This is a genomic window from Streptomyces sp. enrichment culture (assembly GCF_964272895.1).
Classification (GTDB): Bacteria; Actinomycetota; Actinomycetes; order Streptomycetales; family Streptomycetaceae; genus Streptomyces.
The window spans coordinates 3,634,314-3,647,785 of sequence record NZ_OZ186832.1; the positions used below are offsets into that span (position 1 = coordinate 3,634,314).

Below are 13,472 nucleotides of genomic sequence, written 5' to 3' on the forward strand. Positions count from 1 at the left end.
CCTGGCCTTCCCGACGCCGCTGAACTGGGCAAACACCTCCATTGTTCCCCCGTTCCGGCCCGCCGGGGGTCATCCGTTCGGCTGACCCGCTCAGCGCCCGATGCGCACCTTCGCCGCCTCGGTCACCTGATCCAGCTCCGACACCCGCACGGTGACCTTCATGGTCCACTCCCCGGCCACGGGCAGGGTCAGCTCGTCGGTCCCCCAGTACCCCCCGCGATCCTCCACCCGCGCGTCGAGAGGTCCGAGATCCTGCTCGGCCAGGGTGAACGAGATCCGCAGCTCGGGCACGACGGCGAACCCGCCGTCGGCCCCGAACACCACCGCCTCCACGGAGTTCGTCCCGACCCGCGCCGGGTCCAGGGACACCTGCACCTTCCCCCGCCCGCCGGGCGTGCCCACGTCGAAGGGAACCGTCACGGTGGACGTGACGGTGTCCGCCGCGAGCGTGGCCGCCTCGGACGCCTCCGCCGCCCGACCGGGCAGGGTGGCCGTGAGCAGGGTCGTCAGCACCAGCACCAGCACCCCGACGACCACCTCCCCGAGGACGGAGCGCCGCAGACCCTCGGGCGCGGCGGCCGGCCGGACCGTCCAGCGCCGCGAGAACGCCGCCGCCGTCAGCAGCAGGACCACCGCACCCAGCTTGACGAGCAGGATCCGGCCGTACGAGGTCCCGGTCAGGGCATCGACGGAACCGAGCCCCCGCCACGACTGGTAGACGCCGGTGAGCGCGAGCACGACCACACACCCGAACGCCAGCCGCGAGAAACGCACGACCGTCTCCCGCGACGGCATGGTCCGCAGCAGGGCGACGAGCCCCCCGAGCCACACCGACACGGCCAGCAGATGCAGCGTGGAGGACACGACCGCCACCGGCACCTGGATCCCGGCCGACGCATGCTCCGCGGCGGCCCACGTCACCGCGAGCCCGACGCCCAGAACACCCCCGACCGCCCGCCCCCACCCCGCCGGACGCCACCGCAGATACAGCCCCGCCGCCATCAGCAGCCCCAGCCTGACCACCAGCACCAGCCCGGTCCGCCCCCCGAGCGTCCGGCGCAGCCCCTCGACGTCCACGGCCCCCGCGGGCCCGGTCCCCGCCTCGTACGGCGCCCGGAGCAGCAGCAGGGCGAGCGTCGTCCCGACCAGAACCCACCAGCTGCCCCACACCAGCAGTCCCAGCCGCTCCGGTGCGGCCGGCCGGCAGACAGCGGCGAACACCGCGGCACCCAGCAGCAGAGCGGCAGCCAGATACGCGAGATAACGGGCGGTGTTCTGAAGGGTGACGGTCCCCGGATCCTCGGCCGGAACGGCGGCCACCGACCCGGTCGGCGTGGGCTCGCCCACCGAGAACGTGAACACCCCGGACACAGGATGGCTGTCGGCCGAGACGACCCGCCACGCCACGGTGTAGGTGCCTTCCCCCAGCCCCCCGGGCAAGGAGACGCGAACCGTGTCGTCCCCCTCCTCCCCATGGCGGGCGTCCCCCGTCTCCACCCGGTGATTCGCAGGATCGAACACCCGCACAGATCCGTCCAGCAGCCCCACGGACTCCGTGAAACCCAGCGTCAGCTCACGCGGCGCGGCCCCCAGCACAGCCCCGTCACCAGGCGTGGTGCCCCGCAGAGCGGCATGAGCGAAGGCAGCCCCGCCCGAACCGACCAGAAGACCAAGCGAGACGAGAACCAGAGCGAGAACAACAAGGGCGCGGCGCACACCGTACGTATACGGACCCGAGACCCGTACGACTCAAAGAACCACGACGGAAAGCCACCCACCGGAAAAGCCACCACAACAGGGAGCCACCACAACAGGAAGCCACGACGGCGGGAGAGCCGCCGGACGGCAGGAGCGGGGCGTGGGGGGTGCGGCGCAGCCCGGCGCTTACGCGGTCACCGGCAGACAGCAAGGCACCAACCTGCCGAGCCCCGGACCCGCGCCGGGCTCGCCGCACCCCCCACGCCCCCGACCCACCCACGCACCGAAGGCACAGAAGGCACCGACGGCGCAGACGACGTCACCACCCCGGCCGCACGGACACACCCCCGTCGACCACGAGATCCTGCCCGGTGACCCAGGACGCCAACGACGACGCGAGAAAGACACACGCGTCCCCCACGTCCGACGCCCGCCCCAACCGCCCCAACGGCACCGCGTCCAGCCACCGCCGCACCCCCTGCGCCCACTCCTCGGCAAGCCCCTCCCGCTCCACCAGTCCGGGCGAGACGGAGTTGACCCGTACCCCCCACGCCCCGTACTCCAGCGCCGCCGCACGGGCGTGCGCGACCACCGCCGCCTTGGACGCGCTGTAGTGGGCGTGCCCCACGGCAGGCCGATGCGCCTCGATGGACGCGACATGGGTGACCGACCCACCCGAGCCCTGCCCGCGCATGACCGACGCCGCCGCCTGGGTGCAGCCGAACACCCCGGCGAGATTGGTGTCGACGACCTCCCGCCAGCGCGCGCCCGTCATCCCGGCCAGCGCCTCCACCGGCTGCACCCCGGCGTTGTTCACCAGCGCGTCCAGCCGGCCGCCCCACGCCACGGCGTCCCCGACCAGCCGCCGGCACTCGCTCTCCTCCGTCAGCTCGGCGACGAACACCTCGGCGCGCCCGCCGGCCTCCCGGATCCGCGCCGCCGTCGCCCCCGCCGCCTCCACCGACGTACGGCAGTGCAGGGCCACCGCCGCGCCCTCCTCGGCGAACCGCAGCGCGACCCCGCGCCCGATGCCACCGCCCGCGCCGGTGACCAGCGCGACCCGGCCCTCCAGAAGCCCGCTCATGGCCGGCACAGTGCCATGATGCGGTCGGCCTCCGCGGGGTAGCGCGCCGTCAGCTCGGCGGCGACCCCGTGCTCGTAGTCCTCGTAGGTGAACCCGGGCGCCATGGTGCACCCGAAGAACGTCCACGCCCCGCCCTCGACGACCCGGCCGCCCATCCAGGTGCCCGCGGGCACGGTGAGCTGAGGCCGCTGCCCGCCCCGCAGATCCGGCCCGAGGACGGCCGTACGGGACGAGCCGTCGGGGTCGAGCAGCAGCAGCTCCAGCGGGTCCCCGAGGTAGAAGTGCCAGACCTCGTCGAACGCCAGCCGGTGCAGGGCCGAGTACGCGTCCGCGACGAGCAGGGCGACGATCGCGGTGCCCTCCGGCCGCCCGTCGTCCCGCTCGGGCCCGGTCCAGGTGCGGCGGAACAGCCCGCCCTCGCGCGGTATCGGCTCAAGGCCGTAGTGGTCGACGAGCTCCTGCGGCGTCATGCGGGAAGGCTACCTCCGGCGTCCGGCCGGGACGGCTACCTCCGGGGTTCCTCGGGGAAGGCCATCTCCCGTGTGAGGAAAGCGAGTTGGGCGTCCTTCTCCGGCAGGTACACCTCCGGCAGGTCGATCTCGGGCAGCACGACGACGGGCCCGGCCTCGAAGCCGAGGCGGCGGAAGAGGGCGACGGCCTTGTCGTTGCGCACATCGGGGTCGACGACGATCCGCCGCCGGCCGAGGGTGAGCAGGGCGTACGAGGTGATGACGTGCGCCAGCGCGGCGGTCCAGCCGGGCCGCGCGCCGCCGGGTCCGGCGGGGGCGAGCAGCAGATGGATGCCGATGTCGCCGGGCCGGACCTCGTAGCACTCGCTGACGCGGTCGGCCTCGGGCTCGTAGGTCTGGAGGAGGGCGACCGGCTCCCCGTCGCGCACCATCAGATAGGCGTGATGCGTGTCGAGGGTGTCCATATGGCCGTAGATCTCGGCGACCTGCTCCTCGCCGAGCCCGACCATGCCCCAGAACGAGGCGCGTTCCTCGCTGACCCAGCGGTGCAGCACGGGAGCGTCGGCGGTCACGTCGAGCGGCAGCACCCGCACGGTGCCGAACCCGTCGACCTCCTGCTCGTGGACGGCCTTGCGGTCGGCGTACAGGTCAGACATCGGTCTCCTTCTGCAGGCGCTCCCAGTCGGTGACGACGGGGGCGAGGTCTCCCGCGAGCCACAGCGGCAGCTGGTCGCGGTGGTGGGGCGAGCCGGTGCCGCACGCGCCGAACGGCACGATCCAGCGGCTGTCCTCGCGCCGGGCGAGGTCCCACACGAACCGGGCGGCGGAGGCGCGCGCGGCGAGGTCGGTGACGCCGGGGACGGCGGAGGTGCACAGCACGCAGTCGCTGTCCCCGGACAGTCCGGGTCCGTCGTACGGGGTGCCGGGCAGCGCCCGCCAGGGGGCGAGGCGATGGGTGTCGCCCCAGACACCGACCGGCTCGGCGGCCGTCTTCTCCAGTGCCGTACGGACGATCGCGGCCCGGTCGATGCCGTACAGGTCCTCGGCCCTGAGCATGTTCTCCAGGGCGAAGCCGACCCTGGGCACGAGGGCCAGCCAGGGCAGCAGCACCTCGGAGTGGGCGGGCGGTTCGCCGAGCGGGGCGAACACGGGCTCGGCGGCGAGTGCCCGTACGACCCGGTGCCGCAGGGCGGCGTAGGCGGCGGCCTCCCGGCTGGTGGCGTCCATCCTCCGGTCCCAGCGCAGCAGCCGTTCCCGCAGTCCGGCGGCCTCGGCGCTCAAGGTGCCGTCGAGGCGGGCGACCCACTCCAGCAGCGAGGTCGCGGAACCGAGATGCGTGTCCATGTGAACCCCGGCCATGTCACCGCCCGCCCACGTCTCCTTCTCGGCGAGCAGCGCGGCGATGCGGTCGGCGCGGTGGCGCGGGGCGAACTCGACGCCGAGCGGGGCGGCGAGGCCGCGCTCGTTGGCCATGACGGCGATGCCGCGGACCTGTGCGCGGGGCGTCTCGTGCCAGCCCTGCCATTCGTGCCCGTGCTCCCAGGCGTCGACGATCCCGGCGCGGTTGGCCTCGGACCGCAGCGGGACCCGTCCGGCGACCCGGTGCAGGGTGCCGCCGCGGGTGTCGGCGGCCTGGAGGACGTTGACGGGCTCGGCCCACAGGTCGACGGCCCGGTCCACGTCGTCGACGGTGCGCGAGCGCAGCAGGGGCAGCAGCGCGGCGAAGCCGAGGTCGCCGGTGACGCGGGCGGCGTAGCGGAGGCTGAGGGCGAGCGGGGTGCCGTCGTCGAGCCCTTCGGGGCCGCCCGCGACGACCGGCCCGCGCTCGGTCTCGACGATCTCGACGCGCACGGGCTCCTCTCCCGCGACCTCGACGGTCTCGGTGTGCGTGGCGGCCCGCCGCCAGTGCCCGTCGGGCCCGAGCGCCTCCACCCCGGCGCCGGTGCGGCGCAGCCGCTCGCGGTAGAGGTCCTGGCAGTCGGCCATGGCGTGGGTGATGGCCCAGGCGACGCCGCCGGCGTGGCCGAAGTGGGCGATGCCGGGGACGCCGGGGACGGCGAGCCCGACGACGTCGAACTCGTCGCAGGCGAGGCGGATCTGCTGGTAGACGCCGGGGTCCTCGATGTACCGGTGCGGATCGCCGGCCAGCAGCGCCTGCCCGGTGACGGACCGCTCGCCGGTGATCAACCAGCCGTTGCTGCCGCTGGTGCCGGTGCCGTCGGTGGCGAACAGGGGGACGGCGTCGGGGCCGAGGTGGCGCCGGAGCAGATCCCGCCAGATCTTGGAGGGGAACCCGGCGAACGGCACATGCGCGGTGAGCCAGATCGCGAACGGCGTCCAGGGCTCCCACCGCCCCGGAGCGAGCCCCACCTGGGCGAACTCGGGCGCGTCGGCCTCGGCGAGCCCCTCGGTGACCCCGTCGGCGTACGCCCGTACCCAGGCGGCGCTCTCCGGTGCCGTGCGCTCCAGGTGCTCCCAGCACCGGCGTGCGGTGTCGGCGAGCCGCAGCCGCCGCGCGAACACGTCCCAGGCCACGGCGTCGGCGCCGAGGAACGCCGCCGTCGTCCCCAGCGCCCGGTGCCGCTCGACCTCCAGCTGCCAGGCCCGGTCCCGTGCCGTCACCCGCCCCTGGAGCCGGGCGAGCGCGAGGGCGCTGTCGGCACGCAGGTGCGGGATGCCCCACGTGTCTCGGTAGATCTCGCTGGTCACCCTCGACCCCTTCTAGCTTTAGGTTAGCCTTGCCTAAGTATGTGCGCGAATGCTACGCGACGCGGGCGGGGGGATGATCGGGGGATGGACGTCACGCTGCACCTCGCCCAGGATCCCGAGGCCGACGCGCTGCTCGGCCGCAGCCCTCTCGCCGCGCTGGTCGGCATGCTGCTGGACCAGCAGGTGCCGATGGAGTGGGCGTTCAAGGGGCCCCGGACCATCGCCGACCGCCTGGGCGCCGACGACCTCGACGCCCATGACATCGCCGCCCAGGACCCCGAGGACTTCGCCGCCCTGCTCTCCGAGAAACCGGCCGTGCACCGCTACCCCGGCTCCATGGCCCAGCGCATCCAGCAGCTCTGCCGCTATCTCGTCGAGCACTACGACGGCAACGCCGAACTGGTCTGGAAGGGCGTCCCGGACGCCGGCGAACTCCTGCGCCGCCTTCAGGACCTCCCCGGCTTCGGCAAGCAGAAGGCCCAGATCTTCCTGGCCCTCCTCGGCAAGCAGCTGGGTGTCCGGCCGGAGGGCTGGCGCGAGGCGGCGGGCTCCTACGGCGAACCGGACTCCTTCCGCTCGGTCGCGGACATCACGGGCCCGGAGTCCCTGACCAAGGTCAGAGCCCACAAGCAGGAGATGAAGGCGGCGGCCAAGGCGGCCAAGGCGGCCAGGAAGGGCTGACGGCAGCGCCCCGGAAGGGGCGCGGGGAACCGCGCGACCAGCCACGGCGAACCCCGCACCCGACCACCCGCGTGGGCCACCCGGATGGCACCCCCACCCACTCGGCCGAAGCATGAACCCATGACCGAGGCACCCACGGGCTCCTCACGAGGCCCCGAGTTCGACGACCGCCGTGTCCACGCGGGCGCCCCGCACCGCAGCCCCCACGAACCCGAACCCCCCTTCGAGGGCCCCCTCCACGCCCTGTCCCGCGCCACCTGGCAGACCGTCCTCCTCACCGGCGTCAGCTCCCTGGTCCTCGGGTTCCTGGTCCTGGTCTGGCCCGGCGCCTCCCTCCTCGCCGCCGGCGTCCTCTTCGGCCTCTACCTCCTGATCAGCGGCGTCTTCCAGCTGGTCACCGCGTTCGGCACGCACCGCACCACCAGCCTGCGCGTCCTGGCGTTCATCAGCGGCGCCCTGTCGATCCTGCTGGGCCTGTTCTGCTTCCGCGGCCCGATGCAGTCGATCCTGCTGCTGGCCCTGTGGATCGGCATCGGCTGGCTGATCCGGGGCATCACCCAGACCCTCGCCGCCGTCTCCGACGGCGCCGTGCCGGCCCGCGGCTGGCAGATCTTCCTCGGCGTGGTCACCTTCGCCGGCGGGGCCGTGCTCATCACCTCGCCGTTCGAGTCGGTGGCCGTCCTCACCCTGGTCGGCGGCATCTGGCTGGTCGCGGTCGGCGTCGTGGAGACCGTCACCGCGTTCGTCCTGCGCGGCCGCGCCCGGCAGGTCCCGCACACGCTGTGAGCCGCGCGTGTGGTCCGAGCGGGCGGATCTCGGCCCCGACGTGCTGAACGCCGGGGCCGCACCGGGCACAGCACCCGGCATGAGCACCGCACCGAGCCCGCTCCACGGCCGCCTCTGGCCGCGCGCGCTCCTGCTGCTCCTCGCCCTGCTGCTGCCCGCCGCCCATCCCGCGGCGAGCCCGACCGCACCGGCGCTCGCCGTCCCCGGCGAGAGCGTCGAGTACGACGCCCTGGACACGGCCCTGCGGGCGCCGTACCGCGCCTCCCACCGCTCCGCCGCACCCCCGCGCCCCGCCCCGGCCCTCCACCGCCCCGCCGCGCCCGCCGCGGGCCCCGGCCGCCCCGCGCCCGCCCCGCCCCGGCCGCCGCACACCCTGCCGACCCTGCGCACGGTGGTGCTGCGCTGCTGACGGAACCGCTCCCTCCAGGACCGTCCGTCACGACGCAAGGAGCACCGACATGCCCATGGACCCCTACGCGGTCCTGCGCGCCCTGCTGCGCGCCGAGGCCGCCCGCGGAGCGCCGAAACCGAAGGAGACCCCGCGGCCCGAGCCGCGGCCCTCGGTGGACCCGGTGGACCCGGTGACCCCGGTGAACCCGCTGAAGGAGCGGGAAGGCCGCTGAGCCGCCTGCCGGGCGTCCGCCGAGGGCGCCCGGCTCACCGCCTCCGGCGCCGGGCCGTGCCGAACACCGAACGGGTGATCTCCCGGCCGATCTGCGTGCCGATGGACCGCGCCAGGGACCTGAACATCCCGCTGCCGACGACCTGCTCCACGACCGACGGCTCCTCCCTGCGGGCCTCTTCCCGGCGGGGCTCCTGCCTGGTGGGCTGCTGCCCGCGGGCCTCGGTCTCCCGCCCGGACTCCGCCTCCTGCCGCGCGGGCGCCTCCGCCAGCCGCTCGTACGCCGACTCGCGGTCCACAGCCTGTGCATAACGCCCGTACAGCGGCGAGGCCGTCACCCGCCGGTCCAGCTCGGCCGCGTCGATCGGCCCCATCAGGGACTCCGGCGCCCGCAACCGGGTCGCGGCGACCGGGGTCGGGGCGCCCTTCTCGCTGAGCACGGTCACCACGGCCTCACCGGTGCCCAGGCCGGTGAGCAGCTCCTCCAGGTCGTAGGCGGAGTTCGGGAACGTCTTCACGGTGGCCCTGAGCGCCTTCTGGTCGTCGGGCGTGAAGGCGCGCAGCGCGTGCTGGATGCGGTTGCCGAGCTGGGCGAGGACGTCGCCGGGCACGTCCTTCGGGGTCTGCGTCACGAAGAACACGCCGACCCCTTTCGAGCGAATGAGCCGCACGGTCTGCGTGATCGCGTCCAGGAACGCCTCGGAGGCGTCGTCGAACAGCAGATGCGCCTCGTCGAAGAAGAACACCAGCTTCGGCCTGTCGGCGTCGCCGATCTCGGGCAGATCATGGAAGAGGTCGGCCAGCAGCCACATCAGGAAGGTGGAGAACAGCTGCGGCCTGTCCTGCACGGCGGGCAGCTCCAGCACCGACACGATCCCGCGCCCGTCCTCGTCCGTCCGCAGGAACTCGGCCGTGTCGAACTCCGACTCCCCGAAGAAGTCGCCCATCCCCTGGGCCTCGAACGCGGTCAGCGAGCGCAGGATCACCCCGGCCGTGGCGGTGGACAGGCCGCCGATGCCCTTCAGCTCGGCCTTGCCCTCGTCGGAGGTGAGGAAGGCGACGACCGCGCGCAGGTCCTTGAGGTCGACCAGCTCCAGGCCCTTGGCGTCCGCGTAGTGGAAGATCAGCCCGAGGGACTGCTCCTGGGTCCGGTTGAGCCGGAGCACCTTCGACAGCAGCACCGGCCCGAAGCCGGTCACGGTCGCCCGTACGGGAATCCCGTGGCCGATGCCGCCGAGCGCGTAGAACTCCGCCGGGAAGCCGGTCGCCGTCCACCGCTGACGCACCTCGGACGCCCGCGAGCGCACCTTGTCGCTGTCCGCGCCCGGCGCCGAGATCCCCGAGACGTCCCCCTTGATGTCCGCGAGGAACACCGGCACGCCCTGTGCCGAGAGCTGCTCGGCGATCAGCTGGAGCGTCTTGGTCTTGCCGGTGCCGGTGGCGCCCGCGACCAGTCCGTGCCGGTTCAGCACGGTCAGCGGGATGCGCACCTGGGCGTCGGGCAGACACGCCCCGTCCCACAGCAGCGCGCCCAGATCCAGGGCCGGCCCGGTGAAGGCGTACCCGGCGGCGATCTCACGGGCCGGGGCCGGAAGCCCCGACGCGTCGGGCCCGGCGCCCCCGGGCGTGGTCTCGCGGTCGCTCATGACGGACCCCCGTTTCCGGTTCACCCCGATTCGCGCAATCTTTTCCAGCGTCGCACTCGGCCTCCATGGCTGCGCCCGGAACGTCTTGACCGGTAGGCTTTCCGTGTGATCTTCAAGCGCATCGGAAACGGCCGGCCGTACCCCGACCACGGCCGGGAGAGCACCCGGCAGTGGGCGGACGTCGCGCCGCGCCCGGTCCGCCTCGATCAGCTCGTGACGACCAAGCAGCAGCTCGACCTGGAGACCCTCCTCGCCGAGGACTCCACCTTCTACGGCGACCTGTTCGCACACGTCGTGAAGTGGCAGGGCGACCTCTACCTGGAGGACGGCCTGCACCGCGCCGTGCGCGCCGCGCTCCAGCAGCGCCAGGTGCTGCACGCGCGCGTTCTCGAGCTCGACTGACGCGAGCCGCCGCTCCCCCGTTGGCCCTTTCGGGTTCTGCCGCGCGGCGTCGAATGATCATCTAGTAGGCATCGCCGCCCGGTCGCACTACGCTGCGCCCATGAGCATGCTGACTCCCCCTGGCATGGGCGGCCAGTACCGGATCACGGGGGACAAATACCCACGGATGCGACGCCCTCGGCGGCGTGGCAGGGTCGTCCTCGCGGTCGTCGCCTCCGTCGCCGTCCTCGGCACGGCCGGCTGGGGCACGCTGCAGCTCATCGACGTCTTCTCGGGCGGCGACGGCGACCTCACCAGCGCGGCCGGCTCCCAGCCCGACTGCACCACCCGGCCGACCGCCTCCCCCGCCCCGGCCAAGGCCCTCCCCGCCCCGCGCACCCTGACCGTCAACGTCCTCAACGCCACGACCCGCCAGGGCCTGGCCAAGCAGACCGCCGACGAGCTCAAGAAGCGCGGCTTCCGCATCGGCAAGGTGGGCAACGCGACGGCCCAGTACGACAAGAAGGTCAAGGGCACCGGCATACTGCTCGGCCCCGCCACGGCCCTCCCGGTCCTGGCCACCCAGCTCACGGGAGCGGAGTCCCGCCCTCAGGCCGACCGCAGGGGGACCGCCGTAGACCTGATCATCGGCGACAGATTCCGCGCCCTGAATCCGAAGGCGGCGGCCGACCAGGCCCTGACCGAACTGACGGCCCCGCAGCCGACACCTTCGGCACAGAGGAAGAACTGCTGACGTCGCCGTCAGGGGCGACGCCTTCAGCGGCGCGGGGCTGTGGCGAGGTGCGGCTCCGCCGCGCGGGCGCGACAAGCCACGAACCACCGGCAGCCGCGAACGGGCCCCGCCCCCCTACGGCGAAACGGCGCTACTCGGCGGCCCCATACATCCGGTCACCGGCGTCGCCCAGCCCCGGCACGATGTACCCGTGCTCGTTGAGCCGCTCGTCGACCGACGCCGTCACCACGGTCACCGGCGCCCCCGCCAGCTCCCGCTCCATGACCTCGACACCCTCGGGAGCCGCCAGCAGCACCACGGCCGTCACATCATCGGCCCCGCGCTTGATCAGCTCCTGGATCGCCGCCACCAGCGTGCCGCCCGTCGCCAGCATCGGGTCCAGCACATAGACCTGCCGCCCGGACAGGTCCTCCGGCATCCGCGTGGCGTACGTGGACGCCTCGAGCGTCTCCTCGTTGCGGATCATGCCCATGAACCCGACCTCCGCGGTCGGCAGCAGCCGCACCATGCCCTCCAGCATGCCCAGCCCGGCCCGCAGGATCGGCACGACCAGCGGCCGCGGGTGGGACAGCTTGACGCCGGTGGTCCGGGACACCGGCGTGTCGATGTCGACCTGCTCGGTGCGCACATCCCGCGTCGCCTCGTAGGCGAGCAGGGTGACCAGTTCGTCGGCGAGACGCCGGAAGGTCGCGGAGTCGGTGCGCTGGTCGCGCAGCGTGGTGAGCTTGTGGGCGACCAGAGGGTGGTCGACGACGTGGAGACGCATGTCCATAACAGTAACCGCGCTTCCTGTCGCCGCGCGCTGGCGTGGAAGCACCCGGACGGGGGACAGTGAGAGGGACGGACTGGGGTGGTGAGCCGATGCCCGACCTGCCTGACCACGAGGGACGCGACGACGCCGACGGCATACCCGTCGGCCCGCCCGGCACCGGTGCGCCCGGCGACGCGCCGGAGACCGAAGCCGAGCGGCGCCGCCGACGCGCCCGGTTCCTGCGCGAACTCGCCGAGGCCCGTGAGCTGCGTGACCGGGTCCAGCCGCGGCGGGCCAAGGCGGCCCGGCTGCGCCACGCGATGCGCATGCGGACGTTCCGCTGGTAGAGAACCGCACCCCCGGAAAGATCACGGCGGAACGGGAAGATCCGCGCCCGGCACGGGTGTTGACCGGGACGGGCGTGCGTGGGCGCTACCGAAACCCGCGTACGATCCGCTGGTGGCGGCAACGAGCACGCTGGTGAGCCGATCGCAGGTCCGCGATCGAAACTGCCGGACACAGGGAGCCGAAGACGTCCCCTGGCGGCCTTGTTTCTGCCACGATTCCGAGTGGGTGGGGCTCGGAGCCTGAGCTGACTCCGCCCGTAACCTCCGCCGGGGGGACCCCCAACCGGCACGCCTCTGACCAGTGGGAGAGTCACGGTGTACTTCGCCGCACTGCTCGCGCGCACCGAAGACGGGTGGGAAGCGAGCGACACAGAGCTCGACGATGTGGAGACCCTGTCGGATCTCGCCGATCTGGCCCGGGAGGCCTCCCCCGACGAGGACACGGTGCTCGTGCTGATCGAGCAGGAGGACGCCTGGTTCGGCGTCGTCCGCGTCGACGGCGAGGACGACCCCCGTATCTACGTCTCGGACGCCTCCGCGGCCGCCCGCAGCAGTTACGGCGAGATCCTGCTCACCGACGAACTGCTCGGCAGGGAGCCCGGCGACGACGACGCCGACCTCGACGCCCTCGACCTCGACGGCACCGAGGACGGTGACGACGAGGAGTCCGACGACGACGGCGCCGCCGCCTCGGCCGAGTCCGTCCCGCACGGCCCGGTCGGCGACCCCGGCATCCTCGACGACCTCGGCGTCAGCGAGAAGGAGCTGAAGTCGCTGTCCTCGGACGCGGTCACCGAGATCGCCGAGGCGCTCGGCGCCTCGGAGACCCTGGAGACCGTCCGCTGACCGCTCACGACCTGACCGGCGGGGGCACGGGCGACCGTGTCCCCGACCCGGTGCGCGACCCCTGGCGGGCCCCGATGCGCCTCGCCCTCCAGGAGGCCGGTCTGGCCGTCCGGGGCGGCGACGTGCCCGTCGGCGCCGTCGTGCTGGCCGCGGACGGTACGACGGTGCTGGCCACCGGGCACAACGAGCGGGAGGCCGGCGGCGATCCCACGGCCCACGCCGAGGTGCTCGCCATCCGGCGGGCCGCCGCGCAGCTCGGCGAGTGGCGGCTGACCGGCTGCACGCTCGTGGTCACCCTGGAGCCGTGCACCATGTGCGCGGGCGCGATCGTCCTCTCCCGCCTCGACCGCGTCGTCTACGGCGCCCGCGACGACAAGGCGGGCGCCGCCGGGTCCCTGTGGGACGTCGTACGCGACCGGCGGCTCAACCACCGGCCCGAGGTGATCGAGGGCGTCCTCGCGGACGAGTGCGCCCGGCAGCTCACCGACTTCTTCCGTTCCCGCTGACCCCGCACCCCCGCATACCGATTTCTGACCCGGGCCACCCGTGCTGTAAGGTCTCCCTCGGTAGCGTGTCCGAGCGGCCGAAGGAGCTCGCCTCGAAAGCGAGTGTGGCGCAAGTCACCGAGGGTTCAAATCCCTCCGCTACCGCTTCAGAAGGGCCCCGTCGCAAGGCGGGGCCTTTCGTGCGTCCGTAC

General features: G+C 73.4%; 16 protein-coding genes and 1 tRNA gene. 10 read left to right on the top strand and 7 right to left on the bottom strand.

Annotated features, from left to right (window positions below):
* Window positions 1-90 precede the first annotated feature (90 nt).
* The 5 genes from ACSU6M_RS16405 to ACSU6M_RS16425 form a co-directional block, all read right to left on the bottom strand.
* Window positions 91-1,716 carry a copper resistance CopC/CopD family protein gene (locus tag ACSU6M_RS16405; protein WP_437070460.1) on the bottom strand — a complete coding sequence of 542 codons (1,626 nt, stop codon included), beginning with the start codon at window positions 1,714-1,716 and terminating at the stop codon, window positions 91-93.
* 301 nt (window positions 1,717-2,017) lie between these two features.
* Entirely contained in the window at window positions 2,018-2,782 is a 765-nt protein-coding gene (locus ACSU6M_RS16410) for an SDR family NAD(P)-dependent oxidoreductase (RefSeq protein WP_437070461.1), read from the bottom strand.
* Window positions 2,779-3,252, bottom strand: coding sequence for a cupin domain-containing protein (locus ACSU6M_RS16415; protein ID WP_437070462.1), 474 nt, complete (start codon window positions 3,250-3,252; stop codon window positions 2,779-2,781). The genes ACSU6M_RS16410 and ACSU6M_RS16415 overlap by 4 nt, the downstream gene beginning before the upstream one ends.
* Before the next feature lie 35 nt (window positions 3,253-3,287).
* Entirely contained in the window at window positions 3,288-3,908 is a 621-nt protein-coding gene (locus tag ACSU6M_RS16420) for a GNAT family N-acetyltransferase (RefSeq protein ID WP_437070463.1), read from the bottom strand.
* Window positions 3,901-5,961: a penicillin acylase family protein gene (locus ACSU6M_RS16425; RefSeq protein WP_437070464.1), complete on the bottom strand. Its 2,061-nt coding sequence runs from the start codon at window positions 5,959-5,961 to the stop codon at window positions 3,901-3,903. The genes ACSU6M_RS16420 and ACSU6M_RS16425 overlap by 8 nt, the downstream gene beginning before the upstream one ends.
* 84 nt (window positions 5,962-6,045) lie before the next feature.
* Between ACSU6M_RS16425 and ACSU6M_RS16430 the strand changes: the two genes are divergently transcribed.
* The 4 genes from ACSU6M_RS16430 to ACSU6M_RS16445 all read left to right on the top strand — a co-directional run bounded on the left by ACSU6M_RS16430 (window position 6,046) and on the right by ACSU6M_RS16445 (window position 8,051).
* Window positions 6,046-6,642 (top strand): HhH-GPD-type base excision DNA repair protein, encoded by a 597-nt coding sequence (locus ACSU6M_RS16430; RefSeq protein ID WP_437070465.1) that lies wholly within the window; start codon window positions 6,046-6,048, stop codon window positions 6,640-6,642.
* A gap of 120 nt (window positions 6,643-6,762) precedes the next feature.
* Window positions 6,763-7,428, top strand: a complete 666-nt coding sequence (locus ACSU6M_RS16435) for an HdeD family acid-resistance protein (RefSeq protein ID WP_437070466.1) — start codon at window positions 6,763-6,765, stop codon at window positions 7,426-7,428.
* Between the two features lie 79 nt (window positions 7,429-7,507).
* A complete protein-coding gene (locus ACSU6M_RS16440; RefSeq protein WP_437070467.1) occupies window positions 7,508-7,837 on the top strand; it encodes a hypothetical protein in 330 nt (109 codons plus the stop codon).
* Between the two features lie 49 nt (window positions 7,838-7,886).
* The gene (locus tag ACSU6M_RS16445) at window positions 7,887-8,051 is read left to right on the top strand and encodes a hypothetical protein (protein WP_437070468.1); all 165 of its coding nucleotides are present in this window, start codon (window positions 7,887-7,889) and stop codon (window positions 8,049-8,051) included.
* Between the two features lie 34 nt (window positions 8,052-8,085).
* On the opposite strand, the gene ACSU6M_RS16450 is transcribed toward ACSU6M_RS16445, so the two are convergent.
* Entirely contained in the window at window positions 8,086-9,696 is a 1,611-nt protein-coding gene (locus ACSU6M_RS16450; RefSeq protein ID WP_437070469.1) for a helicase HerA-like domain-containing protein, read from the bottom strand.
* Window positions 9,697-9,801: 105 nt separating this feature from the next.
* Between ACSU6M_RS16450 and ACSU6M_RS16455 the strand changes: the two genes are divergently transcribed.
* The gene (locus ACSU6M_RS16455) at window positions 9,802-10,098 is read left to right on the top strand and encodes a type II toxin-antitoxin system VapB family antitoxin (RefSeq protein WP_004943146.1); all 297 of its coding nucleotides are present in this window, start codon (window positions 9,802-9,804) and stop codon (window positions 10,096-10,098) included.
* 124 nt (window positions 10,099-10,222) lie between these two features.
* Window positions 10,223-10,831: a LytR C-terminal domain-containing protein gene (locus tag ACSU6M_RS16460; protein WP_437075176.1), complete on the top strand. Its 609-nt coding sequence runs from the start codon at window positions 10,223-10,225 to the stop codon at window positions 10,829-10,831.
* Window positions 10,832-10,961: 130 nt separating this feature from the next.
* Here the strand turns inward: ACSU6M_RS16460 and upp are convergent, their stop codons facing one another.
* Window positions 10,962-11,597 (bottom strand): uracil phosphoribosyltransferase, encoded by a 636-nt coding sequence (gene upp / locus ACSU6M_RS16465; RefSeq protein WP_437070470.1) that lies wholly within the window; start codon window positions 11,595-11,597, stop codon window positions 10,962-10,964.
* 95 nt (window positions 11,598-11,692) lie between these two features.
* Here upp and ACSU6M_RS16470 point away from each other — a divergent pair, with 95 nt between their 5' ends.
* The 4 genes from ACSU6M_RS16470 (at window position 11,693) to ACSU6M_RS16485 (ending at window position 13,425) form a co-directional block, all read left to right on the top strand.
* A complete protein-coding gene (locus tag ACSU6M_RS16470; RefSeq protein WP_437070471.1) occupies window positions 11,693-11,929 on the top strand; it encodes a hypothetical protein in 237 nt (78 codons plus the stop codon).
* A gap of 315 nt (window positions 11,930-12,244) precedes the next feature.
* Window positions 12,245-12,775 carry a tRNA adenosine deaminase-associated protein gene (locus tag ACSU6M_RS16475; protein ID WP_437070472.1) on the top strand — a complete coding sequence of 177 codons (531 nt, stop codon included), beginning with the start codon at window positions 12,245-12,247 and terminating at the stop codon, window positions 12,773-12,775.
* 74 nt (window positions 12,776-12,849) lie between these two features.
* Entirely contained in the window at window positions 12,850-13,281 is a 432-nt protein-coding gene (gene tadA / locus ACSU6M_RS16480; RefSeq protein WP_437075178.1) for a tRNA adenosine(34) deaminase TadA, read from the top strand.
* Between the two features lie 59 nt (window positions 13,282-13,340).
* A tRNA-Ser gene (locus ACSU6M_RS16485) sits at window positions 13,341-13,425 on the top strand.
* Window positions 13,426-13,472 lie beyond the last annotated feature (47 nt).